This is a genomic window from Amycolatopsis ponsaeliensis (assembly GCF_030182635.1).
GTDB lineage: Bacteria > Actinomycetota > Actinomycetes > Mycobacteriales > Pseudonocardiaceae > Amycolatopsis > Amycolatopsis ponsaeliensis.
On the sequence record NZ_JAPZLD010000006.1, the window covers coordinates 101,449 to 126,927 of the forward strand.

The 25,479-nt window shown below is 71.6% G+C and carries 25 protein-coding genes and 1 riboswitch; of the genes, 9 read left to right on the plus strand and 16 right to left on the minus strand.

What is annotated here, in order from left to right; genetic code table 11:
- The first annotated feature begins 91 nt into the window (after nucleotides 1-91).
- Entirely contained in the window at nucleotides 92-1,558 is a 1,467-nt protein-coding gene (locus tag QQ657_RS11295) for an amino acid permease (RefSeq protein ID WP_284742023.1), read from the plus strand.
- Here QQ657_RS11295 and QQ657_RS11300 read toward each other — a convergent pair.
- The 3 genes from QQ657_RS11300 to QQ657_RS11310 form a co-directional block, all read right to left on the minus strand.
- Nucleotides 1,555-2,604: an NAD(P)H-dependent flavin oxidoreductase gene (locus tag QQ657_RS11300; RefSeq protein WP_284742024.1), complete on the minus strand. Its 1,050-nt coding sequence runs from the start codon at nucleotides 2,602-2,604 to the stop codon at nucleotides 1,555-1,557. The genes QQ657_RS11295 and QQ657_RS11300 overlap by 4 nt on opposite strands.
- A gap of 19 nt (nucleotides 2,605-2,623) precedes the next feature.
- Entirely contained in the window at nucleotides 2,624-2,980 is a 357-nt protein-coding gene (locus QQ657_RS11305; protein ID WP_284742025.1) for a nuclear transport factor 2 family protein, read from the minus strand.
- Between the two features lie 62 nt (nucleotides 2,981-3,042).
- Entirely contained in the window at nucleotides 3,043-3,552 is a 510-nt protein-coding gene (locus tag QQ657_RS11310) for a MarR family winged helix-turn-helix transcriptional regulator (protein WP_284742026.1), read from the minus strand.
- 107 nt (nucleotides 3,553-3,659) lie between these two features.
- Between QQ657_RS11310 and QQ657_RS11315 the strand changes: the two genes are divergently transcribed.
- Nucleotides 3,660-5,432: a beta-N-acetylhexosaminidase gene (locus QQ657_RS11315; RefSeq protein WP_284742027.1), complete on the plus strand. Its 1,773-nt coding sequence runs from the start codon at nucleotides 3,660-3,662 to the stop codon at nucleotides 5,430-5,432.
- Between the two features lies 1 nt (nucleotide 5,433).
- Here the strand turns inward: QQ657_RS11315 and QQ657_RS11320 are convergent, their stop codons facing one another.
- Entirely contained in the window at nucleotides 5,434-6,204 is a 771-nt protein-coding gene (locus QQ657_RS11320; RefSeq protein ID WP_284742028.1) for a maleylpyruvate isomerase family mycothiol-dependent enzyme, read from the minus strand.
- Between the two features lie 127 nt (nucleotides 6,205-6,331).
- On the opposite strand from QQ657_RS11320, the gene QQ657_RS11325 reads away from it, so the two are divergent.
- Together QQ657_RS11325 and QQ657_RS11330 are read left to right on the plus strand one after the other, a co-directional pair.
- A complete protein-coding gene (locus QQ657_RS11325; protein WP_284742029.1) occupies nucleotides 6,332-6,778 on the plus strand; it encodes a pyridoxamine 5'-phosphate oxidase family protein in 447 nt (148 codons plus the stop codon).
- A 26-nt stretch (nucleotides 6,779-6,804) separates the two neighbouring features.
- Nucleotides 6,805-7,380, plus strand: coding sequence for a PH domain-containing protein (locus QQ657_RS11330; RefSeq protein ID WP_284742030.1), 576 nt, complete (start codon nucleotides 6,805-6,807; stop codon nucleotides 7,378-7,380).
- 7 nt (nucleotides 7,381-7,387) lie between these two features.
- Here the strand turns inward: QQ657_RS11330 and QQ657_RS11335 are convergent, their stop codons facing one another.
- Together QQ657_RS11335 and lepA are read right to left on the minus strand one after the other, a co-directional pair.
- Nucleotides 7,388-7,885 (minus strand): Uma2 family endonuclease, encoded by a 498-nt coding sequence (locus QQ657_RS11335; protein WP_284742031.1) that lies wholly within the window; start codon nucleotides 7,883-7,885, stop codon nucleotides 7,388-7,390.
- 13 nt (nucleotides 7,886-7,898) lie between these two features.
- Nucleotides 7,899-9,740, minus strand: a complete 1,842-nt coding sequence (gene lepA, locus QQ657_RS11340) for a translation elongation factor 4 (protein ID WP_284742032.1) — start codon at nucleotides 9,738-9,740, stop codon at nucleotides 7,899-7,901.
- A gap of 115 nt (nucleotides 9,741-9,855) precedes the next feature.
- On the opposite strand from lepA, the gene QQ657_RS11345 reads away from it, so the two are divergent.
- Entirely contained in the window at nucleotides 9,856-10,476 is a 621-nt protein-coding gene (locus QQ657_RS11345) for a class I SAM-dependent methyltransferase (protein WP_284742033.1), read from the plus strand.
- Here QQ657_RS11345 and QQ657_RS11350 read toward each other — a convergent pair.
- Together QQ657_RS11350 and QQ657_RS11355 are read right to left on the minus strand one after the other, a co-directional pair.
- Nucleotides 10,473-10,847, minus strand: a complete 375-nt coding sequence (locus QQ657_RS11350; protein WP_284742034.1) for a VOC family protein — start codon at nucleotides 10,845-10,847, stop codon at nucleotides 10,473-10,475. The genes QQ657_RS11345 and QQ657_RS11350 overlap by 4 nt on opposite strands.
- Nucleotides 10,848-10,870: 23 nt before the next feature.
- Nucleotides 10,871-11,749: a DMT family transporter gene (locus QQ657_RS11355; RefSeq protein WP_284742035.1), complete on the minus strand. Its 879-nt coding sequence runs from the start codon at nucleotides 11,747-11,749 to the stop codon at nucleotides 10,871-10,873.
- Nucleotides 11,750-12,107: 358 nt separating this feature from the next.
- Between QQ657_RS11355 and rpsT the strand changes: the two genes are divergently transcribed.
- Nucleotides 12,108-12,368, plus strand: a complete 261-nt coding sequence (rpsT, locus tag QQ657_RS11360; RefSeq protein ID WP_284742036.1) for a 30S ribosomal protein S20 — start codon at nucleotides 12,108-12,110, stop codon at nucleotides 12,366-12,368.
- Between the two features lie 281 nt (nucleotides 12,369-12,649).
- Here rpsT and holA read toward each other — a convergent pair whose 3' ends face one another.
- Nucleotides 12,650-13,630, minus strand: a complete 981-nt coding sequence (holA, locus tag QQ657_RS11365) for a DNA polymerase III subunit delta (RefSeq protein ID WP_284742037.1) — start codon at nucleotides 13,628-13,630, stop codon at nucleotides 12,650-12,652.
- 136 nt (nucleotides 13,631-13,766) lie between these two features.
- Nucleotides 13,767-13,900, plus strand: a riboswitch (SAM riboswitch).
- A 13-nt stretch (nucleotides 13,901-13,913) separates the two neighbouring features.
- Between holA and thrC the strand changes: the two genes are divergently transcribed.
- On the plus strand, nucleotides 13,914-15,179 hold the full coding sequence (thrC, locus tag QQ657_RS11370; RefSeq protein ID WP_284742038.1) for a threonine synthase: 1,266 nt from the start codon (nucleotides 13,914-13,916) through the stop codon (nucleotides 15,177-15,179).
- A 26-nt stretch (nucleotides 15,180-15,205) separates the two neighbouring features.
- On the opposite strand, the gene QQ657_RS11375 is transcribed toward thrC, so the two are convergent.
- From QQ657_RS11375 to nadD, 7 genes are all read right to left on the minus strand, one after another.
- Nucleotides 15,206-17,587, minus strand: coding sequence for a ComEC/Rec2 family competence protein (locus QQ657_RS11375; protein ID WP_284742039.1), 2,382 nt, complete (start codon nucleotides 17,585-17,587; stop codon nucleotides 15,206-15,208).
- A complete protein-coding gene (locus QQ657_RS11380; RefSeq protein ID WP_284742040.1) occupies nucleotides 17,584-18,303 on the minus strand; it encodes a ComEA family DNA-binding protein in 720 nt (239 codons plus the stop codon). The genes QQ657_RS11375 and QQ657_RS11380 overlap by 4 nt, the downstream gene beginning before the upstream one ends.
- Nucleotides 18,304-18,546: 243 nt before the next feature.
- On the minus strand, nucleotides 18,547-19,404 hold the full coding sequence (locus QQ657_RS11385; RefSeq protein WP_284742041.1) for a DegV family protein: 858 nt from the start codon (nucleotides 19,402-19,404) through the stop codon (nucleotides 18,547-18,549).
- A 4-nt stretch (nucleotides 19,405-19,408) separates the two neighbouring features.
- A complete protein-coding gene (gene octT, locus QQ657_RS11390; protein WP_284742042.1) occupies nucleotides 19,409-20,137 on the minus strand; it encodes a diglucosylglycerate octanoyltransferase in 729 nt (242 codons plus the stop codon).
- A gap of 3 nt (nucleotides 20,138-20,140) precedes the next feature.
- Nucleotides 20,141-20,755 (minus strand): histidine phosphatase family protein, encoded by a 615-nt coding sequence (locus tag QQ657_RS11395; protein WP_284742043.1) that lies wholly within the window; start codon nucleotides 20,753-20,755, stop codon nucleotides 20,141-20,143.
- Entirely contained in the window at nucleotides 20,752-21,147 is a 396-nt protein-coding gene (rsfS, locus tag QQ657_RS11400; RefSeq protein ID WP_284742044.1) for a ribosome silencing factor, read from the minus strand. Before rsfS ends, QQ657_RS11395 begins: the two co-directional genes overlap by 4 nt.
- Nucleotides 21,148-21,206: 59 nt before the next feature.
- Nucleotides 21,207-21,776, minus strand: a complete 570-nt coding sequence (nadD, locus tag QQ657_RS11405; protein ID WP_434056734.1) for a nicotinate-nucleotide adenylyltransferase — start codon at nucleotides 21,774-21,776, stop codon at nucleotides 21,207-21,209.
- Between the two features lie 197 nt (nucleotides 21,777-21,973).
- Between nadD and QQ657_RS11410 the strand changes: the two genes are divergently transcribed.
- On the plus strand, nucleotides 21,974-24,085 hold the full coding sequence (locus QQ657_RS11410; protein ID WP_284742046.1) for a RecQ family ATP-dependent DNA helicase: 2,112 nt from the start codon (nucleotides 21,974-21,976) through the stop codon (nucleotides 24,083-24,085).
- Between the two features lie 97 nt (nucleotides 24,086-24,182).
- On the plus strand, nucleotides 24,183-25,469 hold the full coding sequence (locus QQ657_RS11415; protein ID WP_284742047.1) for an MFS transporter: 1,287 nt from the start codon (nucleotides 24,183-24,185) through the stop codon (nucleotides 25,467-25,469).
- Nucleotides 25,470-25,479: the final 10 nt, after the last annotated feature.

A 25,479-nucleotide genomic window follows, 5' to 3' on the forward strand; every position in this document is an offset into this window, starting at 1 on the left:
CGGCTCACACTGTCTTCACGCGGAGTTGGCGGTAGGTTCCGGCGTTGGGTCCGTGATCCGGGCCCTCCACCGCGACGTTCGGGAGACGATGATGTCCGCTCCAGGAGGCTTGGGTTCCAGTTCCGGCTCCGGCATCTTCCGGCGCAAGCCGATCGACCAGATCCAGGACACCAGCGAAGCCGGTGGCCTGAAACGCACCCTGGGCCTGTGGCAGCTGACCGCCATCGGCATCGGCGGCATCATCGGCGCCGGGATCTTCGCCCTCGCCGGCAGCGTCGCGCACGGCGACGACTCGGCGGGCATCCCCGGTGTCGGCCCGGCCGTGCTGATCTCGTTCCTCATCGCCGGCATCGCGAGCGCCGCGGCCGCGTTCTCCTACGCCGAGTTCGCGGGCCTGATCCCGAAGGCCGGTTCGGCCTACACCTACGGCTACGCGGTGCTCGGCGAAGTCGTCGGCTGGTTCATCGGCTGGGACCTGCTGCTGGAGTACACCGCGATCGTGGCGGTGGTGGCGATCGGCATCTCCGGCTACTTCAGTTTCCTGCTCGGCCAGCTCGGGCTCGACCTGCCCGCCTGGATGCTCGGCGCGCCCGGCACCGGACCCGGCCACAAGGTCGACCTGTTCGCCATGCTGCTGTGCCTGCTGATCGCCTACCTGCTCAACCGCGGCATCCGCAGCGCCGCCCGGTTCGAGACCGTGATGGTCGGGATCAAGGTCCTGATCGTGCTGGTGGTCATCCTGGTCGGCTTCTTCTACGTCAAGACCGGCAACTACACGCCGTTCGCCCCGGCCGGCTTCGGTGGCGCGGTGACCGGCGCGGCGACGGTCTTCTTCGCCGTCTTCGGCTACGACGCCATGAGCACCGCCGCGGAGGAGTCCAAGGACGCGACGCGGCACATGCCGAAGGCGATCATCTACTCGCTGGCCATCTCGATGGTGCTGTACGTGCTGGCCTGCCTGGTGCTGACCGGCATGCAGAAGTACACCGAGATCGACCCGAAGAGCGGCTTCTCGACGGCGTTCAAGTCGGTCGGCCTCTCTGGGCTGGCCACGGTGATCGCGATCGGCGCCATCATCGGCATCCTCACCGTGCTGTTCACGTTCCTGATGGGCGCCACCCGCGTCGGCTACTCGATGAGCCGCGACGGCCTGCTCCCGGCGTGGTTCGGGAAGACGAACGCGAAGCGCCAGGTGCCGAGCCGGATGACGTGGATCCTCGGGGGCGCGTCCGCGATCATCGCCGGGGTGCTGCCGATCGGCGAAGCCGCGGAGCTGACGAACATCGGCATCCTGCTCGCGTTCGTCGTCGTCTGCGTCGCGGTGATCGTGCTGCGCTACAAGCAGCCGGACCTGCCGCGGACGTTCAAGACACCGGGCATGCCGGTGGTCCCGGCGATCGGCATCGTGTTCTCGATCTGGCTGATCACGTTCCTGCAGCCGGCGACCTGGATCCGGTTCGCGATCTGGTTCGCCATCGGCATGGTCATCTACTTCCTCTACAGCCGGCGGCACTCGCTGCTGAACCGCACTGACGGTCCTGCCGAAAAGAGCAGCTAGCGGATCCGGTCGAGGCGGGCGGCGGCGTCGCGCGCCTCGACCTTCAGCCGTTCGAGGATGACGGCGGCCGACGCGTTGTAGGCGAGCGGGTAGGTCTGGCCGGCCCAGAGCGAGATCGCTTCAGGGTCGCCGGCCTTCGCCGCCGCCTTGCGCACCGGCCCGGCGAGGCTGTTCAGCTGCGGGTAGGCCGCCGGTGCGCCCTCGGACAGCGCGTCCATGAACTTGTTGACCAGCCCGCGCGCCGGGCGGCCGCTGAAGGCACGCGTGAAGGCCGTCTCGCGCTCGGCCAGCGCCAGGGCCTTGCGGTGGGCCTCGGACGTCCCGGCTTCGTCGGCGCGCAGGAAGACCGTGCCCAGCTGGGCGGCGACGGCTCCCGCGGCGAGCACGGCGGCGACGTCCGCGCCGTGCACCAGGCCTCCGGCCGCAACCAGCGGCAGGTCGACGTGGGCGGCGACGAGCCGCAGCAGGGCAAGGACCCCGTATTCGGCGCCGCCGCCGGGCCGGCTCGCGTCGTCGGTGAACAGGGACCGGTGCCCGCCCGCTTCGAAACCCTGCAGGACGAGCGCGTCGGCGCCGAGGTCCGCGGCCCGCTGTGCAGCTTCCGGGGTGGTCACGGTGACGACCACCGCGCAGCCGGCCTCCTTGAGCCTGACGATGTCCGAAGGCGACGGCGGCCCGAACGTGAACGAGACGACGGGGATCCGCTTCTCGAGCACGACGTCCAGCTTCGCGGGGTACGCGTCGTCGTCCCACTTCGGTTCGCCGAGCTCGACGTCGTACTCGCGGGCGAAAGCCTGAAGCCGCTCGCGGTGCGCGGAGACGTCGGCGCCGGTGTCGAGCTGCGGGACGAAGAGGTTGACCCCGAACTCGCCGCCGGTCAGCTCCCGCGTGCGGCCGATCTGCGCGGCGAGCGCCGCGGGGGTGAGCATGCCCGCCGAGAGGAAGCCGAAGCCGCCGGCTTCGGTGACCGCCGCGACCAGCTCGGGCGTGGTCGGCCCGCCCGCCATCGGGGCGGCGATGACCGGGAACGTCAGCTCGTCGAACATGCCCCCGACCCTAATCGGCTCAGTCCGGCAGCAGCATGGTGTAGAGCTTCTTGATGCGCCCGTCTTCGACGAGGGCGACATCGATCCCCCGCACGACCGGCGGCGCGCCTTCCGGGCCGAAAGCCCAGGCCAGGTGCCCCAGGTCGTGGTTGACCAGCACCGGACCGGCCGCGGCGAACACGAACCCCGGCGACTGGTCCAGCAGGCCCTTGGCCTTGGCGGCCAGTTCGCCGTGCCCGGTCGCCACCCCTTCGGGATCGGCGAACGTGACGTCGGCGGCGTACGTCGCGGCGATCGCCTTCGCGCGCCGCTCGTCGTCACGTTCGTTGAAGACCTGGAGCAGGTTGGCTTCCATCAGCTCGGCCACCGTCGCCATCGCGCACCCCTTTTCTCGAGCGGACCGAACGCCACATTACGTGAAACATCACGCAACTGGGATCAGGGGTGGTCCGCCGGCCGGGGCAGGCTGCCGTGCTCGACGAGCGCGTCGTAGACCTGCTCGAGCGAGGTCGCCAGCCGCGCCCGCTCATCGGGCTCGAGCGCGTCCAGGAAAGCCTTGCGCACGAACTCGACGTGCTCCGGCGTGGCCTGGCGCAGCGTCTCCCAGCCGACCTCGGACAGCTCCACGTCGACGGCCCGGCGGTCCTCGGGATGGGCGCCGGTTTCCACCAGACCGCGCTCGCGCATCCGCTTCAGGTGGTGCGAGAGCCGGCTGCGCTCCCAGCCGATGCGGATCGCGAGGTCGGTGACCCGCATCCGACCACCGGGCTCGCTCGTCAGGGCGACCAGCACGTGGTAGTCGGCCAGCGAGATGCCGCTGTCCGCCCGCAGCTGCCGGTTCAGCTCGTACTCCAGGCGCAGGTGCACCTTCATGTACGCGTACCAGACGGCCGTCTCGCCGCCGGAAAGCAGCGCGAACGGCGATCCCGGCTCGAAGTCCCGCTGCACCACGCGAGCCTAACCACCCTATCTGGTCTAGACCATCGTCGGTAGAAATGCGACGATCCGGGCAGGTGCGACGGCGATGTCGCGCCCTTCCCGCCAGGAGGTCCCCGGTGAAGACTCCCTTCGCGCGGCGTCTCGCCCGCGCGCTCGCCGTACTGGCGCTGGTCGGCGCCAGTACGACCGCCGCCCAGCTGGCACCGGCCGCGGCGGCCACGCCGGCACTGCAGTCGATCGTGCCCGTGCCGGCCTCGGTGACCCCGGCGGCCGGGGTCACCTTCCCGCTCGTCTCGACGACGAAGATCGTCACCGAAGCCGGCTCGGCGCCCGCGAAGCAGGTCGGCGACTACCTGGCCGGCGTGCTGCGGCCGTCGACCGGCTTCGCGCTGCCGGTGTCCGACGCGCCGGCGTCCGTGCCGTCCGACAGCATCGCGCTGCTGCTGAGCGGCGCGCCCGCGTCCGTCGGCACGCAGGGCTACCAGCTCGTGTCGACGGCGTCCTCGGTCACCCTGCGCGCCCAGACGGCCGACGGGCTCTTCGCGGGCGTCCAGACGCTGCGGCAGATGCTGCCGGGCCGCGTCGAAAGCCCCTCTCTCCAGACGGGCCCGTGGAGCGTCCCGGGCGCGACGATCGTCGACTACCCGCGGTTCGGCTACCGCGGCGCGATGCTCGACGTCGCCCGGCACTTCCACCCGGTGGCGACGGTCAAGCGGTACATCGACCAGCTCGCCCAGTACAAGATCAACAACCTGCACCTGCACCTGGCCGACGACCAGGGCTGGCGCATCCAGATCGACAGCTGGCCCCGACTGGCGACGTACGGCGGCAGCACGCAGGTCGGCGGCGGCGCGGGCGGCTACTACACGAAGGCGCAGTACACGGACATCGTGACCTACGCGGCCTCGCGGCACATCACGGTGATCCCGGAGATCGACATGCCGGGGCACGTGAACGCGGCGCTGGCGTCGTACGCGGAGCTGAACTGCAACGGGGTGGCGCCTGCTTTGCGCACCGACACCGCGGTCGGCTACAGCTCGCTGTGCATCTCGAAGGACATCACATACACGTTCATCGCCGACGTCCTGCGCGAACTGGCGGCGTTGACGCCGGGCCCGTACCTCCACATCGGCGGCGACGAAGCCCAATCGACGTCGGCGGCGGACTACGTGACGTTCGTGAACAAGGTGCTCCCCCTGGTGGCGGCGACGGGCAAGTCGGTGGTGGGCTGGCACGACATCGCGAAGGCCACGCTGCCGGCTTCGGCGTCGCCGCAGTTCTGGGGAACGTCCACATCGGACGCGGGCGTGTCGGCGGCGGTCTCCCGCGGCAGCAAGGTGATCATGTCGCCGGCGAACAAGGCGTACCTGGACATGAAGTACAACAGCTCGACGCCGATCGGCCTGTCGTGGGCGGGCTACATCGAGGTCCAGGACGCGTACGGCTGGAACCCGGGCGCGTACCTGTCGGGCGTGGGCGAGGCCGCTGTCCGCGGGGTGGAGTCGCCGCTGTGGGCGGAAACGGTGGTGACGCCTTCGGACATCGACTACCTGGCGTTCCCGCGGTTGGCGGCGCACGCCGAGCTGGGCTGGTCGCCGTGGTCGACGCACGACTGGACGGCGTTCCGGACCCGGCTGGGCGCGCAGGCCCCGCGCTGGGTGGCGCAGTCGATCAACTTCTACCGGTCGTCGCAGGTTTCGTGGGACACGGGAGGGACCACGAACCCGGGCACGTGCGCGGACCCGGCGTGGAGCGCTTCGCAGGTGTACACGGGCGGGAACGTCGTGTCGCACAACGCCCACAAGTGGACGGCGAAGTGGTGGACGCAGGGCGAGGAGCCGGGCACGACGGGCCAGTGGGGAGTGTGGACCGACAACGGCGCCTGCTGACCTACTGCTCCGGGTCCCAGTCGATGAGCTGGTCGAAGAGCCGCCGGCTGCCGCCGAGCTCGAGGGAGTCCAGCGGGATACGGCCGTACAAGGCGAGAACCAGCTCGTTGGCCGTCCCCCGGGCGGACGCGGTGGCCGCGTCCCCCTCGGCAGGGGGCGCGATCACGCGGGCGGCCCGGGAGCCGTCGGCGGAAAGCCAGTTGCGCCAGGAGCGGCCCTCGGTGGCGTGGTAGTCGGCGGCCGCGGGCTCGTGCGGCCACGCGACCGTCGTCGTGCAGAAGGTGAGCAGGAACTCCTCGACGCCGTCGAGGGCCACCTCGGCCGGCACCGGCTCGGGCACGCCCGCGGCGACCTGGGCGTCATAGGTGTGCACCGCCATCTCGTGGAGCTGACGCCGGGCGACACCAGCGCAGGTCAGCGGCGTCTGCGACTTGCCCCACCACGCCCAGCACCGGCGATCCGGGCCCGCCTCCCGCAACGCGTCCAGCAGCTCCCGCGTCGCCGCGGCCAACCAGTCCAGCAGGGCTTCGCGCTCCTGAGGCGCGGTCTTCGGTGGTGCGGCCTTGGCCGTGGCGTCCGGCCCGGCGGCGATGGTGGCCGCCCAGGCCCGGCGCCCCTCGCCCAGGTGCCGGACGAGGTCGGCCAGCGTCCACTCGGGGCAGGTCGGCACCGGCACGTCGAGGCTGGGCGCGGCGGCGACCGCGGCGCGGAAGGCGGCGCCGCGCCGGTCGATCAGCCGCAGCAGGTCGGGGAAGTCCAGGGTGTCGTGCACTCCGGCTGTCTAGCACTGTGCTCCGGCGATCGGACAGCGATTTTCCCGGTCGGGTGCGGACGGTCAGCACCGCACTTCACCCGGTGAAACCGGAACACGGGGTTCGCCCGGCGGGTTAGGTTGGGGCATGAGCGTTGATCTCGAGCAGGTTCGCACCCTGTCGCTGCGGGAGAACGGCCTGGCCACCGTGTCCACCACGCGCGCCGATGGCACCGTTCACTCCTCCATCGTCAACGCCGGTGTCTTCGATGACCCGGTGACCGGTGCGCCCGGTGTCGCGTACGTCGCCGTCGGGCGGGCGCACAAGCTCGCGCTGCTGCGGCGGGCCGGGCACGCCACCGTGACCTTCCGGCGCGGCTGGAACTGGGTCTCCGTCACCGGCGCCACCCACCTCGTCGGGCCGGACGACCCCGATCCCGCCTTCGACCCCGCGGGCCTGCCGAAGCTCCTGCGCGACGTCTTCGTCGCCGCCACCGGCACCCACGACAACTGGGACGAGTACGACCGCGTGATGGCCGAAGAGCGGCGGGTCGCGGTGTTCGTGACCGCCGACCGGATCATCGGCAACCCCTGACCCACCCGGCCCCAGGAGTCGACCCGTTGTCCGAGTCCCCTTCCCGCGTCACCACGCCGGTCAAGATGCTGATCGGCGTGCTCCTCGTCGCCGACGCCGGTTTCGGCGCGGCGCTCGTCGCCGGTCTGGTGCGCGGCCTCTCGCCGTGGCTGATCGGCGGCGCCTACGCGGCGACCGTGCTCATTGCTGTCGTGGCCTTCCGCCTCTCGCGCGCCCGCATGCTCAAGCGCGGCTTGGCGGGCCTGCGCGACCTCACCTTCGGCGACGAGGGCCTCCGCGTGCCGGCGGGCACGCTCAGCACGCGAGTGATCCCGTGGTCGCAGATCGCCGACGTCTCGACGCGCCGTTCGGCCCGGTTCGGAGACGGCTACCTGCGCGACGCCCTCTGGGTCGACCTGGTCACCGGCGAAGGCGTCGAGAGCTCCGTGCAGCGCTATGCACCCCGCGGCCGTCTCGCACCGGCACCACCGCAGCGACGGCAGTTCGACCAGACGGCGATCCTCGACCCGGCCCTGTTCGACGCGGTGATCGACCGGGTGCGGAAGGAACTGCGCCACCGGCAGCTGCACGCCCAGCTCCGCGGCACGCCCCGCATCCGCTGAGTCGCGGTCAGCCGAGCCGGCCCAGCAGTTCTTTCGGCACGATCCGTATCGGGAACGGCCGCTCGGCCTCGAAGATCTCGTCGCCCGCGGCCTTGGCCACCTGCTGGTAGTGACCGTCCTCGTCCAGCTCGAACACCGTCAGCGCGGGCTCCTCCGGATCGATCACCCAGTAGCTGGCTGTGCCGAGCCGTTCGTAAACCGCCTTCTTGGTGTTGAGGTCGTGGATCGCGGTGCTCGGCGACAGCACCTCGACCGCCAGTACCGGTGGCGCCGGCAGATCGTCCTCGGTGAAGTCTTCGATCCGGCCGACCAAGACATCCGGTTGCAGTTCGAGCTGGTCGGACAACCGGATCGAGAACGGCGCGGCAACCACGTCGAACCGTCCTGCTTCAGTTCCTCCACGCACCGGATGTCGTTCATCGTGCTCTCCTTTCGTTGCCCTGACCAGAGCACACCAGAAGGCACCGACACAAATGGCGGCCGCGGGGAGTCCCGCGGCCGCCATTCACTCGAAAGCGTTACTTCTTGTTCTTGCCCGAGTCCTCAGTGGACAGTGCGGCGACGAAGGCCTCCTGCGGGACCTCCACCCGGCCCACGGTCTTCATCCGCTTCTTGCCTTCCTTCTGCTTCTCCAGCAGTTTCCGCTTCCGCGAGATGTCACCGCCGTAGCACTTGGCCAGAACGTCCTTGCGGATCGCGCGAATCGTTTCGCGGGCGATGATCCGCGCACCGATCGCCGCCTGGATCGGCACCTCGAAGTTCTGCCGCGGGATCAGCTCGCGGAGCCGGTTCACCATGCGGTTGCCGTAGTTGTAGGCGTCTTCCTTGTGCACGATCGCGGAGAACGCGTCCACGCCCTCGCCCTGCAGCAGGATGTCCACCTTGACCAGGTCCGCCGCCTGCGTGCCGGCCTCTTCGTAGTCCAGTGACGCGTAGCCGCGCGTACGCGACTTCAGCGTGTCGAAGAAGTCGAAGATGATTTCGCCCAGCGGCATGTTGTAGCGCAGCTCGACGCGGTCCTCGGACAGGTAGTCCATGCCGAGCAGCTGGCCGCGCTTGTTCTGGCACAGCTCCATGATCGTGCCGATGAACTCCGACGGCGCCAGGATGCTGACCTTGCTGACCGGCTCCAGCACCTTGTCGATCTTGCTGCCGGTCGGCCAGTCCGACGGGTTGGTGACGTGGATTTCCTTGCCGTCGTCCAGGACCACGTCGTAGACCACGTTCGGCGCCGTCGAGATCAGGTCGAGGCCGAACTCGCGCTCGAGACGGTCACGTGTGATCTCCAGGTGCAGCAGGCCGAGGAAGCCGCAGCGGAAGCCGAAGCCCAGCGCCACCGACGTCTCCGGCTCGTAGTCGAGCGCGGCGTCGTTGAGCTGGAGCTTGTCCAGCGCCTCGCGCAGCTCCGGGTAGTCGGAACCGTCCACCGGATACAGTCCGGAGTAGACCATCGGCTTCGGTTCGCGGTAGCCCGCCAGCGCTTCCTTGGCGCCGTGGCGCTCGGACGTCACGGTGTCGCCGACCTTCGACTGGCGGACGTCCTTCACGCCGGTGATCAGGTAGCCGACCTCGCCGACGCCGAGTCCCTTGCTGGCCTTCGGTTCCGGCGAGATGATGCCGACTTCCAGGAGCTCGTGGGTGGCGCCGGTGGACATCATCTTGATGCGCTCGCGCGGGGTGATCTTGCCGTCGACGACCCGGATGTAGGTGACGACGCCGCGGTAGGTGTCGTACACCGAGTCGAAGATCATCGCGCGGGCCGGCGCGTCCGCGTCGCCCTGCGGCGCCGGAACCATTTTCACGACCTCGTCGAGCAGCGCGCCGACGCCCATGCCGGTCTTGGCCGAGACCCGCAGGACGTCGTCGGGCTCGCAGCCGATGATGTGGGCCAGCTCACCGGCGTACTTGTCGGGGTCGGCCGAGGGCAGGTCGATCTTGTTGAGCACCGGGATGATCTGGAGGTTGTTCTCCAGCGCGAGGTACAGGTTGGCCAGCGTCTGGGCCTCGATCCCCTGCGCGGCGTCGACCAGCAGGACAGCGCCTTCGCACGCCTCCAGCGCCCGGGAGACCTCGTAGGTGAAGTCGACGTGGCCCGGGGTGTCGATCATGTGCAGGACGTGGTCCTGCCCGTCGACCTGCCAGGGCAGCCGGACGTTCTGCGCCTTGATCGTGATCCCGCGCTCGCGCTCGATGTCCATCCGGTCGAGGTACTGCGCGCGCATGGCCCGCTCTTCCACGACGCCGGTGAGCTGCAGCATGCGGTCGGCCAGGGTGGACTTGCCGTGGTCGATGTGCGCGATGATGCAGAAGTTCCGGATGAGCTCCGGAGGCGTGAAGGTGGTGTCGGCGAACGTCGTCACTCGAATGAGTCCTCGGAAAGTCGGGGATGGCCACCTCTATGCTCCCATGGCGCTCCGGGTGCGGGTGGGGGTCATCCCCGATGCGAGGCCAGCTGATCCGTGGTGCCCTCGAAGTATGAGCACATCGCACCAGCCGGCACCACCTCCCCAGCCGGATCCAGGCGGCTTCGCCCGCGTCCTCGACCGTGTCTTCGGTCACCCCTCCGGAGCGCTCGGCCGCCTCGGCGGCTGGGTGATGGCGCGGGGCAACGCCGCCACCGAGCAGCGCATCGTCGACCTCGCCCGGATCGAGCCGGACGAGACCGTCCTGGTCGTCGGCCCCGGCCCCGGCGTCGGCCTGGACGCCGCCGCGCGGCTGGCCGGGCGCACCATCGGCGTCGACCCCTCCCCCGAGATGCTCGGGCTCTGCCAGGAGCGCTGCGGCGACCGCGTCGAGCTGCGCGAAGGGTCGGCGGCGCACACCGGCGAACCCGAGGGGTCCGTCGACGTCGTGCTGACCGTCAACAACGTCATGCTCTGGGACGACCGCGCGGCCGGGTTCGCCGAGCTGGTCCGGGTGCTGCGCCCCGGCGGACGGCTGCTGCTGTCCGCGCACGAGAAGTGGCTGCCCGTGAGCAGGCACGTCCTGGCCGACGAAGCCGCCGAAGCGGGCTTCGCCGACCTGCAGACCTGGACCTGGGAGCCGCCCGGCTTCGCGGCGCTGGCCGCGCAGCTGCGCGCCGTCAAGCCCGCCTAGCGGGTGTCCGTGCGGATCGGGTGGCCTTCGGGCACCTCGACCAGCACGATCCGCGTGCCGTCCGGGTCGGCGATCCAGGCCTCGTCGAGGCCCCAGGGCTCGCGCTGGGCGTCCCGCACCGGCTCCAGGCCCTTCGCCTTCAGGCCGGCCATGGTGCCGGCCAGGTCCCGGACCTGCACCCAGAGCACCAGATCGGGCGACGAGCCCGTCTCGCCCCGGCCGGAGACCTCCAGGGAGCCGTGGCCGAGGAAGAACACCGTGCCGCCGGGGAACTCACGCTCCACGGCCAGGCCGAGGGTGTCGCGGTAGAACGCCGTGGCGGCGGCCACGTCGCGCGGGCGGATCAGCAGCCGGCTCTTCAGGACTTCCATCCGACCATCCCTACCGGACGCGCTCAGGCGGCCGCAATCGCGGCGATCCCGGACAGCACGATCACCGACCCGGCGAGCCGCCGCGCGGCGTCGCGTTCGCCCAGCACCAGCCAGGCGGCGAGGCCGCCGAGCACGATGCTCAGCTCCCGGGCGGGCGCGACCAGGCTGACCGGCGCCATCGTGAGCGCGAACAGCACGAGGATGTAGGCCAGCGGCGACAGCAGCGCGACGATCAGCACTTCACGACGCTGTTCACGCCAGATCCGGGCCACCTCGTCGCGGCCGGCCAGCGCGCCGGGCACGAGCATGACGCTCTGGAGCACCGAGCCGAGGCCGAAGTAGACGACCGGCGGCATGCCGATGCCGGTCACCGAGTGCGCGTCCCAGAGCGTGTAGCCGGCGATCGTGGCGCCGGTCAGGAGGCCGTACAGGATCCCCGCGCGCCGTGCCTTCGCGGCGGCCGGGTCGTGCGCACCGGCGCCGCGGCCGGTGCTGATCACCAGCACCCCGGTGATCACCAGGAACGCGCCGAGCAGCCCGAGCCAGCCGGGCCGTTCGCCGAGCACCAGGACGGCCGCCAGCACCGACAGCAGCGGCCCGGTGCCCCGCGCGACGGGGTAGACGACGGAGAGGTCGCCGACGCGGTAGCCGCGTTGCAGGACGATGCCGTAGGCGACGTGCAGCACCGACGTGCCCACGGCGGCCAGCAGCCAGCTCCACTGTGGACGTTGCGGCTCGACGACCAGCAGCACGACCGTCACGGGCAGCAGGACGACGGCGGAAACCGTGTAGTAGAGCCAGACGAACTGCGTGCCGCCGGAGGAGATCCGCTTGGCGGCGAGGTTCCACGCGGCGTGCACGACGGCGGCGATGAGGACGAAGGACAAGGCGGTGGTGTTCACGGGACCCCTTACGGGTTTTCGCGCGCGCGAAAACCGGGTCCTCCAGGCTTTTGCCCCGTCAGATGAACGACCGGCCGTCCGGGCCCGCCGATGGTGCCGCTCGGACCAGACTCGCCGGGTCCTGGTTGTGTGGTGCGGAGCGCGCGGACCGGCGACGGAACCCTAGGCACTGACCGTCGTCCACCGTACTCCTGGTGATCGGGGTCTTGCCGGACGCGGTCGCGGGCCGTCCGAGCTGGGCTGTTAAAGTTGTCGCTCGCTGCCCGTGCGGCATTCCGTCATGGAGGAAACCTGCTCTTGCGAGCGGGGCCACTTCAGCGCGGCGGCGAATCTCACCGAGTGAAACAGGAGTTGCCCTATGGCCAACATCAAGTCGCAGATCAAGCGCATCACGACGAACGAGAAGGCGCGTCAGCGCAACCAGGCGATCCGGTCCTCGGTGAAGACCGCGATCCGCAAGGTCCGCGAAGCCGCCGACGCCGGCGACAAGGCGAAGGCCGCCGAGCTGCAGCGCGACGCCGCCCAGAAGCTGGACAAGGCCGTCTCGAAGGGCGTCATCCACGCCAACCAGGCCGCCAACAAGAAGTCGGCGCTGGCGAAGCGCGTCAACGCGCTCTGAGCTGGTTGATTTCTGGGAAAGCCCCGGCTTCGGCCGGGGCTTTCTTCATGCCCGGGGGCGGCTTCGCGCGGTGGAGGGCGGTGCTGCGAGCACCGGACCTGAGGCCGTCGGCGCAGCTGCGGGCGTAGGAGACCTGAGGCTGTCGGCGCAGCTGCGGGCGCGGGAGAATGGCGGCGTCGTCGATCATCCAGTGGCCGTAGCGCGCGTGGCGTAGGCGGCCCCGCCGGCGGGCGCTTGCGAGCGCGGACCGGCACTCGCGCGATTCCGAGCCGGAAGAGCGGTCAGCGGTCGCCCTTGGCGGCCGCCACCTGGAGGACCGCGCGTTCCAGCGCGTAGCCCGGGTCCGCCGCCACGCCCTTGACCTCGGCGTTCAGCCTCGCCACCACGCGCATCGCCGTCGCCAGGCCGTCCTGGTTCCAGCCGCGGACCTGGCCCTGCGCCTTGCGGATCTTCCACGGCGGCATGCCCAGCTCGCCGGCCAGCTGGTTCGGGTTGCCCCGGCCCGCGCCCGAGACCCGGGCGATCGTGCGGACCGCGTCGGCCAGTGCGTCCGCGACCAGGACGTGCGGGACACCCAGCTGCATCGCCCAGCGCAGTGACTCCAGGGCCGCCGAACGGTCGCCGCTCACGGCCTTCTCCGCGACCGCGAACCCGGTCACGTCCGCGCGGCCGCGGTGGTAGCGGTGGACCGCGTCCGCGTCGACGGACCCACCCGCGTCCGCGACGAGCTGCATCGCGGCCGAGGAGAGTTCCCGCAGGTCGGAGCCCACGGCCTCGATCAGCGCGGCGACTCCGGCCGGGTCGATCTTGCCGCCCGCCCGGCGCACCTCGTGCCGCACGAACTGCTCGCGCTCGGCCGGCTTGGTGAGCTTCGGGCACTCCGTGACCTCGGCGCCGGCCTTCTTCAATGCTGCCGGGAGCGTCTTGCCCGCCTTGCTGCGGCCGCCGCCGGTGTGCACGACGACCAGCACGACGCCGTCCGCCGGGTCCTTCAGGTAGGACGCCATCGCGTCGGCCAGCTCCTGCGAGATGTCCTGCGCCGACTCCAGGACGATCACGCGGCCCTCGCTGAACAGCGACGGGCTGACGAGTTCGGCCAGCTCGGGGGCTGTGAGATCGGACACCCGGACCCGGGTCAGCTCGGCCGTGGCGTCGATCGCGCGGGCCGCGGCGAGCGTCTCGCGGACGGCGCGCTCGATCAGCAGTTCTTCCTCACCCAGGACCAGGTGCAGCGGGGCCGGGGCGGTGGCTTGCGCGGTCACGGGTGAATCCTCTCACTTGCGCTGCCGTGCGCCCGCTCCGGTGATGTCGAGCGGCCGGCATGGCACAGCGTGAGCGCCATGTCGTACGGTGTCCTGGAGGCGGCGCGCTCGTTGGCGCGCACCGACAACCGAATACCGCTCATCCAGAGGGGCAGAGGGAACGGCCCGACGAAGCCCCGGCAACCGGCGTACAGCCTGTCATCCCGCGATCGCGGGGTAGCTGACGACCACGGTGCCAATTCCGGCCCGCTTCGGCGGGGCAGATGAGGAAAGGAACCTCGCGATGACCGCAACCCTCGGCACGACCTCCACCACGAAGACCCCGGATCTCGGTCCGGCCGTCGAACTGGTGTCGAAGGAAGAGGGCCACCGGCAGCCGCTCGCCCCGGAGTTCGTCTCCGCCGAGGATTTCTCGCCGCTCGAGGTCGCCTACGACTTCGGCCGCGTCCGCCGCGAAGACATCGAGGCCGGCCCCAAGAACATCTGGCGCTACAAGAAGCTCCTCCCGGTTCCGTCCAACGTCGAAGAGATCCCGAACACCGAGCCCGGCGCGACCCGGCTCATCCGCGCCGACCGCCTCGCCAAGGAGCTCGGCCTCAAGCGCCTCTGGGTCAAGGACGACACCGGCAACCCGACGCACTCGTTCAAGGACCGCGTCGTCGCCGTCGCGCTGGCCGCGGCCCGCGAGTTCGGGTTCGAGGTGCTCGCCTGTCCGTCGACCGGCAACCTGGCCAACGCGACGGCCGCCGCCGCGGCCCGCGCGGGCTGGCGGTCGGTCGTGCTGATCCCGAAGACCCTCGAGCGCGCCAAGATCCTCACCACCGCGGTCTACGACGGTGATCTGATCGCCGTCGACGGCAACTACGACGACGTCAACCGCCTCGCCACCGAGCTCGCCGGTGAGCACCCGAAGTGGGCGTTCGTGAACGTGAACGTCCGGCCGTACTACTCGGAAGGCTCGAAGACGCTGGCCTTCGAGGTCGCCGAGCAGCTCGGCTGGCGCATCCCGCCGCAGATCGTCGTGCCGATCGCCTCCGGTTCGCAGCTGACCAAGGTGGACAAGGGTTTCCGCGAGCTGGGCCAGCTCGGTCTCGTGGACGCCAGCCCGTACAAGGTGTTCGGCGCGCAGGCCACCGGCTGCTCGCCGGTGTCGGCCGCGTTCCGCGCAGGCCAGGACGTGGTCCAGCCGGTGAAGCCGGACACGATCGCCCGCTCGCTGGCGATCGGCAACCCGGCCGACGGCCCGTACGTGCTCGACATCGTCAACCGCACCGGCGGCTCGATCGAGGACGTCAGCGACGAAGAGGTCGTCGAAGGCATCCGGCTGCTGGCCCGCACCGAAGGCATCTTCACCGAGACCGCGGGCGGGGTCACCGTGGCGACGGCGAAGAAGCTGATCGAGACGGGCAAGCTCGACCCGGACGCCGAGACGGTGCTGCTGATCACCGGCGACGGCCTCAAGACCCTCGACGCGATCGAGAACCACGTCGGCCCGAAGGCGACCGTGCCGCCGTCGGCCAAGGCCGTGAACGAGGCGCTCGGCTACTGACGGGCTCCGCCGTCCCCGCCCCGGTTTCAGCGCCGGGGCGGGCCACGCGGCTCGCCCCGGCGCGAGACCGCCGGACCCGCCGGGTCGCCGACCACCGCGGTGTCGCCGTCCAGGTCGGTCCGGGTGACCAGGGCACCCAGCGCCGTCAGTGTGTCCATTGTGGACTTGTTCGGATGCCCGTAGGTGTTGCCCGCGCCGACGCTGACCAACGCCACCCGCGGCGCCACCGCCGCGAGGAAAGCCGGCAGCGAATAACGCGACCCGTGATGCGGCACCTTCAACACCTCCGCCTTCAGATTTCCGATGTCCGCCAAGAGATCCGCCTGCGCCGCCAGTTCGACGTCGCCGGTCAGGAGCATCCGGCCGGCCGCGGACTGCGCCCGCAGGACGACCGAGCTGTTGTTGATCGTCGTGCCGTCCTGCTGCCCGGCCGAGCGCTCCGGCACGTAGCGCGGGCCGAGGACGTCGAGCGACAGCCCAGGCCACGCCAGCCGCTCCCCCGGGTTCAGCTCCACCAGCGGCACGTCCCACCGGCGCGCCTCCGCGGCGACCTGCCGCCACGCCCACTCCGGCGCCCGCCCCGGGCCGACGGCGACCGCGCCGACCGCCCGGCCGTCGAAGACCGACGCCAGCCCGCCGATGTGGTCGGCGTGCAGGTGGCTCAGCACCAGTAGCGGGATCCGGTCGACCGCCAGCCGGTGCAGGCACTCGTCCACCGGCCCCGGCTCGGGTCCGGTGTCCACGACGACCGCGCGTCCCGGCTCGGCGGTCGCCAGCACGACCGCGTCACCCTGCCCGACGTCGCACTCGACCATCGCCCAGTTCCGCGGTGGCCACGCCGGCGCGAGCACCCGGACCGGCACGAACACCAGCAGCGCGCCGACGACCAGCACCGCCATCGCCAGCCGCACGCGCCGGTGCCGGGCGGCCAGCACCAGCACCACCAGCGCGGCGGCGGCGAGCAGCCCGCCCGCCCAGCCGCCGGGCCACGCGACGACCGCGCCGGGAGCCCGCGCGCCGTGGCGCGCCACGGTGATCAGCCACCGGGCCTCCGGGTCGGCCAGGTGCACCAGGACCTTCCCGGCGCCCGGCCACCAGGGGCCGAGCACCGTCGCCAGCACGCCGAGCACCGTCGCCGGGGCCACGACGGGCGCGGCGAGGACGTTGGTCAGCACCGAAACCAGGCTCACCGTGCCCGCCATCCCCGCGAGAACCGGCGCCGTCACGAGGAAGGCGGCCAGCGGGATCGCCAGTCCTTCGGCGAACCCCGGCGGGACGCCGCGACGAGCCAGCGTGGCGGCCCAGCGGGGCGCGATGAGGACCAGCCCGGCCGTGGCGAACACCGAGAGCGCGAACCCGAAGTCCGTCGCCATCGCCGGATCCGTCACCACCAGCACGCACACCGCGAGCGCCAGCGCGGGCAACGCCGAGCCTCGCCTGCCCAGCGCCAGAGCCAGCAACGCGACCGCCGCCATCACCCCGGCCCGCAGCACACTCGGCTCCGGCCCGACCAGGACGAGGAACCCCGCCAGACAGGTGCCGGCCGCCACCGCCGACAGCCGAGGCCCGAGCCGCAGCAAGCGCAGCAGGAGCAGGACCGCGCCACACACCACGGCGAGATTTCCCCCGCTGACGGCGGTCAGATGGGCGAGCCCGGCGGTGACGAACTCCTGCTCGACGCGCGGCGACAACCCGCTCGTGTCGCCCAGGACCAGCCCCGGCAGCAGGCCGGCCGGTTCGTCCGGCAGAACCTGGCACAGGTCGTGGAGCCCGGCACGCAGCCCGGCCGCGGTCCGCTGCCACCACGGCGCCGGCCCGAGGTCGCCCGGCGGGCCGCGCACGGACAGCACCGCGACGGTCAGGTCCGAGCCGCGCGGCGGCATCAGCAGGCCGCTCGCCGTCACGTCCTGGCCCGGCAGCAGCGAAGCCCACTGCGCGACCGGTGCCAGCAGCAGGACGCGTCCGGACGACCTCACCGGCCGGCCGTCGACCGATGCCGTGCGGACGTCGGCAGTCAGCACGACCGACCGGGCACCGGCCTGCTGGTCGGCGTAACCCGCACTGCGCACGGGCTTCGGTCGCTCGGCGACGACGACCCGCACCGACGCGGGGAGCCCGTCCGCCGCAGCCGCGCGGAGGTCGTCGTGCTGCGCGTCCCGGATCCGCCAGGCGACCGGCCCCGCCGCGACGAGTCCCAGCACCAGCAGGGCCGCCGCCGCGCCGAGCGCGCGGGGACGTCCCCGCGCCCGCCAGAGCACCAGCCCGGCCAGCACCGCCGAGGCGAGGCCGACGGCGACAGCCGTCCACCAGCCCAGCAGCAGGCCGTCGAGTGCGGCGAGCCAGCACGCCAGCGCCGCCGGGACGAGCCGCATGTCCTGCCGGGTGTCGGTCGCAGGCAGCGAGCTCATCCGACCATCACCTGCTCGCGCAGCTTTTCGAACTTGCTTTCCCCGATGCCGCCGACATCGCGCAGTTGCTCGACCTTCGTGAAGCCGCCGTGCTCGGTGCGCCACTGGACGATCCGCTGAGCCGTCACCTCGCCGACCCCGGGCAGTGTGTCCAGCTGGTCCGCGCTCGCCGCGTTCAGGTCGACCCTGGCGCCGGCCGGAGCACCGGCGGCCACGGCGGCCGGCGCCGGGATCCCGACCGCGAGCTGTTCCCCGTCGGTCACCCGGCGGGCGAGGTTGAGCGCGCTCAGGTCCGCGCCGGGCTCGGCGCCGCCCGCGGCCCGCAGCACGTCCGCGACGCGGGCGCCCTGGACCACGGTGACGAGGCCGGGCGACCGGACGCGGCCGATCACGCTGACGACCAGACCGACCTGCGGGGCGGCCCGGGCCGACGCCTCGCTCGCCGGCTTCGCGCTGGGCAGCGCGGGTGGTGGCTCGGGTGCCGGCGGGCCGCCGAAGAGCGCGACCGAACCGAGGACGATCACCACGACCGACACGAGGACACCGGCGAACGCCCACCGCCGGCGGCCGGCACCGGCCGGTCCGCCCGGCAGCCAGCGCCGGACCAGCCGGCCGCCGGGCCCGACCGTGCTCTCGTCGGGCGAGAGCTGGTCGGCCAGCCAGGTGAGCCGGTCGTTGACGGGTGGGCCCGGATCCCGGGCGGGCTGCTCGAACACACGATCGACGTTAGGGCTCGCGGGACGGCGTCCGACAGGGGTGCCGCCGCGTCCTGTGGACAACCGGGGTGATGTGGACGGATCCACCCCGCCCGGGCCGGGACCGGCCGTTTCCGTCGTACCCGGGTGGCATCCTGGAGGGTTCGGCGCGCCGTCGGCCGGTGCGGTGGCCGGAACCGCCGGCCGCCCGGGTGCCTGAAGGGAACGTTCCTACGGTGCACCTGCCGGTTCACGGCCGGCGCACTAGCCGCGCGAGGGAACCGTCCGCTGAACGACCACCCCGAGCACGCCGGGCCCGGTGTGGGCCCCGATCACCGCTCCCAGCTCGGAAACCACGCAGCCCGCCGAGCGCGGCACGGCCTCTTCCAGCCGGTTCGCCAGCTCGACCGCCCGCTCCGGCGAAGCGAGGTGGTGAACGGCCAGTTCGACGTCGTCGTCCCGCGCAGCCTGGGCGGCGAGCTCGACCAGCCGCGCGAGCGCCCGGTTCATGGTGCGGACCTTCTCCAGCGGCAGGATCCGGCCTTCGGACATGTGCAGCACCGGCTTCACCGCCAGTGCCGTGCCGAGCAGCGCGGCCGCCGGGCCGATCCGGCCGCCGCGGCGCAGGTGGTCGAGGGTTTCCACGACGAACAACGTCGACGAGCACCCGGCCGCGGTCACGGCCGCGGCCTCGACTTCCGCCGCCGAAGCCCCTTCCGCAGCAGCCGAAGCGGCGTGCAGCGCGGCGAACCCGAGCCCCATCGCGGTGGTGCGGGAGTCGACCACGCGCACCCGGTCCGGCCCGACCTCCTGCGCCGCCAGCACCGCCGCTTCCCAGGTGCCCGACAGCTCGCGCGAGAGGTGCACCGAAACGATCGAGTCCGCGCCGTCGGCCAGTGCCGCGCGGTACTCCTTCACGAACTCCGTGGGCGTCGGCCGGGACGTCGTGACGATCTTGCGCTGGCTCATCGCCTCGGCGACCGCCGCCGGGCCGGTCTCGACGCCGTCGAGGGAGACCACGCCGTCGACCAGGACGTGCAGCGGCACCACCCGGACCGCGTGCCGTTCGGCGAAGCCCTCCGGCAGGTGGGCGGTGGAATCCGTGACTACGGCGACCGACACGCCGTCAGCCTACGTGGCCGGGGGCCAGCACCGGCGCCATCAACACGGACATCGCGTCGCCCACGGAAGCGTGTCCCTTCCAGCCCCAGTGCATGCCGTCCGGGTTGCCTTCGCCGCTCAGGACGTGCTCTCCGACAACGGCTTCGAGGTCCAGCAACGGGACTCCCGCTCGCGCGCCCCAGGCCGTCATCGCGGCGGTGGCGCCCGGCCGCGCGGTGTGCACGCCCCCGTAGGCGGCCGCGCGGTGCACCGAGGGCAGCATGCTGAAGATCGGCAGTTCGGGACGCAGGACGCGCAGCGCACCCACCGCCGTGTCGAGGTACTGGACGGTGAGCTTGGCCGGCAGCACCACGGGACGGCCGCGGAACGCGACCGAAAGCCGGGGCTGCGCGGCCAGGTAAGCCTTGCGCACCACCCGCCGCACGGGGTCGGGACGCAGGTACTTCAGCCCCGTGCGCAGGTAGGTCGGCAACGGCGAAGGCAGCGTGTCCATGCTGCCGACCGCCAGCACGACCGCGTCGACGTGGTGCAGATCGGCCCAGACCCGCGGATCGCCGGTGAGCGACCACCAGGCGTCCCGGGCGGTCCAGCCGATCCCGGCGACCAGGTCGGCGGTGCCGCCCAGCGCGGCAGCGGCGACGTTGGGCCACAGCCGCGGCTCGTCCGCGGCGCAGGGTCCTTCGGGACCGTGAAAGCTCAGCGAATCGCCGAACACGAGCAGGCGCGGCCCCATCGGCTAGCCGTGCATCCCCGCGTTGTAGGCGTGCAGCCGCCACTTCCCGTCGCGCGCGCCCAGCTCGACCCAGTGGCAGTTCGAGATCCCGCCCAGCGACGGCCAGACCTCGACCGGCAGGTTCAGCAGCCGCGCGGTGAGCGCGGTGATCAGCCCGCCGTGCGCGGCCAGCAGCACGGTGTCGCCCACCGAGGAGTTGGCCTGCTGCAAGTCGGTGACCACTTCGCCCGCGCGGTCGGCGACGTCGAGGCGGTTCTCGCCGCCGGGAGGCGCCCAGGTCGCGTCCTTGCGCCAGCGGTCGCGCTCACCGGGGTAGGCCGCGTCGACCTCCGCGCCGGTGAGGCCCTGCCAGTCGCCGAGGTGCGTCTCGCGCAGGCGCTTGTCGATCCGCAGCGGGACGCCGATCGCGTCGGTGAGCACGGTGGCCGTGTCGGTGGCGCGGCGCAGGTCGGACGCGATGACGAGGTCCGGGGAGAACCGGGCCAGCGCGGGGACCGCGAACCGGGCCTGGTTCCAGCCGACCGGCGTCAGCGCCGAGTCGAGGTGACCCTGCATCCGCCCGGCGGCGTTGTAGTCCGTCTCGCCGTGGCGCCAGAGCACGAGCCGCCGCGGGCTCACGGGACGTCCGGGTCCTCGTCGGCGGGCAGCTCCTCGAGACCGGCCACCTCGATGCGCGGGCAGTCCTTCCACAGCCGCTCGAGGCCGTAGAACGTGCGCTCCTCGACGTGCTGGACGTGCACGACGACGTCGACGTAGTCCAGCAGGACCCAGCGGCCCTCGCGAGCGCCTTCGCGGCGGACCGGCTTGTGCCCGCTCTCGCGGAGCTTCTCCTCGACGTTGTCGACGATCGCGCCGACCAGGCGCTCGTTGGACGCGGAGGCGATGACGAAGGCGTCGGTGATGACGAGCTGCTCGGACACGTCCAGCACGACTACGTCGCTGGCCTTCTTGTCCGCCGCCGCGTGTGCGGCCGCTACGGCCAGCTCTCGTGCCTCGGACGTGGCTGCCACGGTGCTCCTTCACAGATCGGGTTCGCCCGAGAAGAGTACCCGCCGCGACCAGCGGCGCTTCAGTCGCTCTTCCGGTAGAGATCCTTCTTGGTGATGTAGCGGACCACGCCGTCGGGAACGAGGTACCAGACCGGCTCCCCGCGTTCGACGCGGTCGCGGCAGCCGGTCGACGAGATCGCCATCGCGGTGACCTCGACGAGGCTCACCTTGCCGCTGGGCAGGTGGTGCGAGTTGAGCCGGTAGCCGGGCCGGGTGACGCCGATGAAGTGCGCGAAGTCGAACAGCTCGTCGGCTTTGTGCCAGGTCAGGATCTGCTCGAGGGCGTCGGCGCCGGTGATGAAGAAGAGCTGGTCCTCGGGGTACTCGGCGTGGAGGTCGCGCAGGGTGTCGACGGTGTAGGTCTGGCCGGCGCGGTCGATGTCGACGCGGCTGACCGAGAAGACCGGGTTGGACGCGGTCGCGATGACCGTCATCAGGTAGCGGTCCTCGGCCTTGGTCACCTGGCGGCTGGTCTTCTGCCAGGGCTGCCCGGTGGGGACGAAGATCACTTCGTCGAGCCCGAACCGGGACTGGACCTCGCTGGCCGCGACGAGGTGGCCGTGGTGCACGGGGTCGAACGTGCCGCCCATGACCCCGATCCGCCGTGGTGACATGACCCGGGAGCCTATACATCGCGCGCGCGAGACGCCGGGTGCTGTGCACCACCTCGCCCGACCGGGCAGTGAATGTGATTCAGGTCACATAACCACCCGTATTCGACACGAACGGTCCGTTCGCGACGCCGCCGATTCCCGGTTCGTCGGTGCCATGGGGTAGACGTGGGGACGTGGACACGACCAGCACCACCCCAGCCCTCCGCGACCGCGCCGAGACCCTCCTCCGGGCCCTGGCCGGCGACTCGGCGAAGCTGCGCGAAGACCAGTGGACGGCCATCGAGGCCCTCGTCGCGCAGCGGCGTCGCGCGCTGGTCGTGCAGCGCACCGGCTGGGGCAAGTCGGCGGTGTACTTCCTGGCCACGGCGCTGCTGCGGGAACAGGGCAGCGGGCCGACGGTCATCGTCTCGCCCCTGCTCGCCCTGATGCGCAACCAGATCTCGGCGGCGGCCCGTGCCGGGATCCACGCGGCGACCATGAACTCCGCGAACCCCCAGGAGTGGGAGCAGGTCCAGGCCTCGGTCGCGGCCGGCGAGGTGGACGTCCTCCTGGTCAGCCCCGAACGACTGAACAACCCGGACTTCCGCGACAACGTCCTGCCGAAGCTGACCGCGAGCACCGGGCTGCTGGTGGTCGACGAGGCGCACTGCATCTCCGACTGGGGGCACGACTTCCGGCCGGACTACCGGCGCCTGCGCACGTTGCTGGGCGACCTGCCCGACGGCGTGCCGGTGCTGGCGACCACGGCGACGGCGAACGACCGCGTCGTCACCGATGTCGCCGAGCAGCTGGGCCTCGGCACGGGCACCGACACGCTGGTCCTGCGCGGCAGCCTCGACCGCGAGAGCCTGCGGTTGTCGGTGTGCCGGCTGCCGACGTCGCAGGCGCGCCTGGCCTGGCTGGCCGAGCACCTGGCCGAGCTGCCCGGGTCGGGGATCATCTACACGCTGACCGTGGCGGCGGCGCACGACGTCGCGTCGCTGCTGAAGGACCGCGGCTACCCGGTGGCGGCCTACACCGGCAAGACCGACCCGGCCGACCGGCAGGCCGCCGAGGACGACCTGCTCGGCAACCGGGTCAAGGCGCTGGTCGCGACGTCCGCGCTGGGCATGGGGTTCGACAAGCCGGACCTCGGGTTCGTCGTGCACCTCGGGGCGCCGTCGTCGCCGATCGCGTACTACCAGCAGGTCGGCCGCGCCGGGCGTGGCGTGGAGCGCGCCGAGGTCGTGCTGCTGCCCGGTGAGGAGGACAAGGCGATCTGGGCGTACTTCGGGTCGCTCGCCTTCCCGGACGAGCTGCGGGTGACCCAGGTGCTGAACACGCTCTCCTACGCCGACCGTCCTCTTTCGACGGCCGCGCTCGAGCCGTCGGTGGAGCTTTCCCGGTCACGGCTGGAAATGGTGCTCAAGGTCCTGGACGTCGACGGCGCGGTGCGGCGCGTCAAGGGCGGCTGGACGAGCACGGGCGAGAACTGGGAGTACGACAGCGGGCGCTACAAGCGCGTTGCGGAGGCCCGCAACCGCGAGCAGGACGCGATGGTCGGCTACCTGGCGACTGACGGCTGCCGGATGGAGTACCTGCGGCGCCAGCTCGACGACCCCGAGGCGGCGCCGTGCGGGCGGTGCGACAACTGCACCGGCCAGCACTGGGACACGACGGTGGCCGACGACGTCGCCGAAGCGACCCGGGAGCGGCTGCAGCGTCCCGGCGTCGAGGTCGCACCGCGGAAGCAGTGGCCCACCGGAATGTCCTCTTTGGACGTTCCGGTGTCCGGCCGGATCAGCGCCGACGACCAAGCCGAGCCGGGCCAGGTGCTCGGGCGGCTCACCGACGTCGGGTGGGGCAACCGGCTGCGGGAACTGGTGGGTCCCCAGGCGAAGGACACCGAGGTGCCGGACTCGGTGTTCAAGGCCTGCGTCCAGGTGCTCGCCGGGTGGCAGTGGTCGGAGCGGCCGGTCGCGGTGGTGGCGGTGCCGTCGGAAACGCGGCCACAGCTCGTCTACAGCCTCGCTACGCGGCTGGCCGAGATCGGCAAGCTGGACTTCCTCGGCGCGCTCGACGCCGAAGGGCCACCCCCGCGGCAGGCGAACAGCGCGCAGCGGCTCGCCGACCTGTGGCGGCGGATGAGCATGCCGGCCGACCTCGCCGGAGTCCTCCCCAGCGGGCCGGTCCTGCTGGTCGACGACGTCATCGACACCGGCTGGACGATGACGCTGGCCACGCGCCTGCTGCGGAAGGCCGGGGCACCCGCGGTCCTGCCGTTCGCGCTGGCGAGCACCGCCTAGGAGGAAGAACCGGGATTCCGGACGGTGGGAACCTTTCGGACCGCGGACGTATGTGGCAAAGTCCCGTTGCACCTTCGGGGGTGACGTGGAGGCCGCCATGACCGAGTCCACCGTGCAGGCATCCCGGCGGCACCGGCTGCCGGTGCGCAAGCTGTTCGCGGCGAGCGCGGGCAATGCGCTGGAGTGGTTCGACTGGACGATCTACGCGACGTTCAGCATCTACTTCGCCAGCGCGTTCTTCCCGGCCGGGAACGACACGCTTGCGCTGATCAACACGTTCGCCACCTACGCGCTCGCGTTCTTCTTCCGCCCGCTCGGCGGCGTGCTGCTCGGGCGCTTCGCGGACACGCGCGGCCGCAAGCCCGCCATGATCCTCACCATCGTGCTGATGGCCGGCGGCTCGGTCGCGATCGGCCTGCTGCCGACGTTCTCGCAGGTCGGCTGGCTGGCGCCGATCCTGCTGCTGCTCGCCCGCATCGCGCAGGGGCTGTCGCTCGGCGGTGAGGTGTCGAACGCGTCGGCCTACCTGGGCGAGATCGCGCCGCCGGAGCGTCGCGGGCGGTACTCGGCGTTCTTCTACATCTCGACCGGGACGGCCGTGCTGATCGCGACCGTCCTCGGGTTCGTCCTGGCCCGGGCGCTGGACAAGGCGCAGCTCGCGTCGTGGGGCTGGCGGCTGCCGTTCCTGCTGGGCGGTGTCTTCGGCCTGGTCGGCCTGTGGCTGCGCCGCAGCCTCGCCGAGACCGAGCTGTTCGAGCAGACGAAGGCCAAGGCGCGGAAGCTCGAACGGCCGTTGCTGACGACGCTGACGCACCACCCCAAGGCCGTCGGCAGGCTCGTCGGCTTCACGATGCTCTCGACCCTTTGCTACTACACGTTCTTCAGCGCGCTCACGTCCTTCGCGGTGAAGAACCGGCACGCCGACGCGGACGCCGTGTTCCTCGCACTTTCCGTCGGCACGGCCCTGTTCATCGCCCTGCAGTACCCGATGGGCGCGCTGGCGGACCGGGTCGGGCGGAAGCCGCAGCTGCTCGTCTGGTCCGGGGTGACCGCGGTCGTCGTCGTGCCGCTGTCCACGTTGATCGGCCCGAACATCGGCGGCCTGCTCGTGGTGTTCTGCGTCGGGCTCGGGCTGTACACGGCGATGACGTCGATCGCGCCGGCCATCATGAGCGAGCTGTTCCCCACCGAACTGCGCGGGCTCGGGATCGGCGCGTGGTACAACCTGACCGTCGCGATCTTCGGCGGCACCGCGCCGCTGCTCATCACCGTCTTCGGCGCGGTCTCGCCGACGCTCTACTTCTGGTACGTCGCGGCCGGCGCGGCGATCGCGTTCGCCGTCATCCTCACGCTGCCCGAAACGAAGGGCAGCGAGCTGCGGTAAACCCTTCGTC

Excerpts from the sequence above, each read along its gene's own strand:
- QQ657_RS11415 (WP_284742047.1), top strand. The coding sequence starts at position 24,183 with ATGACCGAGTCCACCGTGCAGGCATCCCGGCGGCACCGGCTGCCGGTG.
- QQ657_RS11345 (WP_284742033.1), top strand. The coding sequence starts at position 9,856 with ATGAGCACATCGCACCAGCCGGCACCACCTCCCCAGCCGGATCCAGGC.
- QQ657_RS11335 (WP_284742031.1), bottom strand. The coding sequence starts at position 7,885 with ATGGCGGCCGCGGGACTCCCCGCGGCCGCCATTTGTGTCGGTGCCTTC.
- nadD (WP_434056734.1), bottom strand. The coding sequence starts at position 21,776 with ATGGGCGGCACGTTCGACCCCGTGCACCACGGCCACCTCGTCGCGGCC.
- QQ657_RS11350 (WP_284742034.1), bottom strand. The coding sequence starts at position 10,847 with ATGGAAGTCCTGAAGAGCCGGCTGCTGATCCGCCCGCGCGACGTGGCC.
- QQ657_RS11300 (WP_284742024.1), bottom strand. The coding sequence starts at position 2,604 with ATGTTCGACGAGCTGACGTTCCCGGTCATCGCCGCCCCGATGGCGGGC.
- QQ657_RS11375 (WP_284742039.1), bottom strand. The coding sequence starts at position 17,587 with ATGAGCTCGCTGCCTGCGACCGACACCCGGCAGGACATGCGGCTCGTC.
- QQ657_RS11305 (WP_284742025.1), bottom strand. The coding sequence starts at position 2,980 with ATGGCGACGGTGGCCGAGCTGATGGAAGCCAACCTGCTCCAGGTCTTC.
- QQ657_RS11295 (WP_284742023.1), top strand. The coding sequence starts at position 92 with ATGTCCGCTCCAGGAGGCTTGGGTTCCAGTTCCGGCTCCGGCATCTTC.
- thrC (WP_284742038.1), top strand. The coding sequence starts at position 13,914 with ATGACCGCAACCCTCGGCACGACCTCCACCACGAAGACCCCGGATCTC.
- rpsT (WP_284742036.1), top strand. The coding sequence starts at position 12,108 with ATGGCCAACATCAAGTCGCAGATCAAGCGCATCACGACGAACGAGAAG.
- octT (WP_284742042.1), bottom strand. The coding sequence starts at position 20,137 with ATGGGGCCGCGCCTGCTCGTGTTCGGCGATTCGCTGAGCTTTCACGGT.
- QQ657_RS11325 (WP_284742029.1), top strand. The coding sequence starts at position 6,332 with ATGAGCGTTGATCTCGAGCAGGTTCGCACCCTGTCGCTGCGGGAGAAC.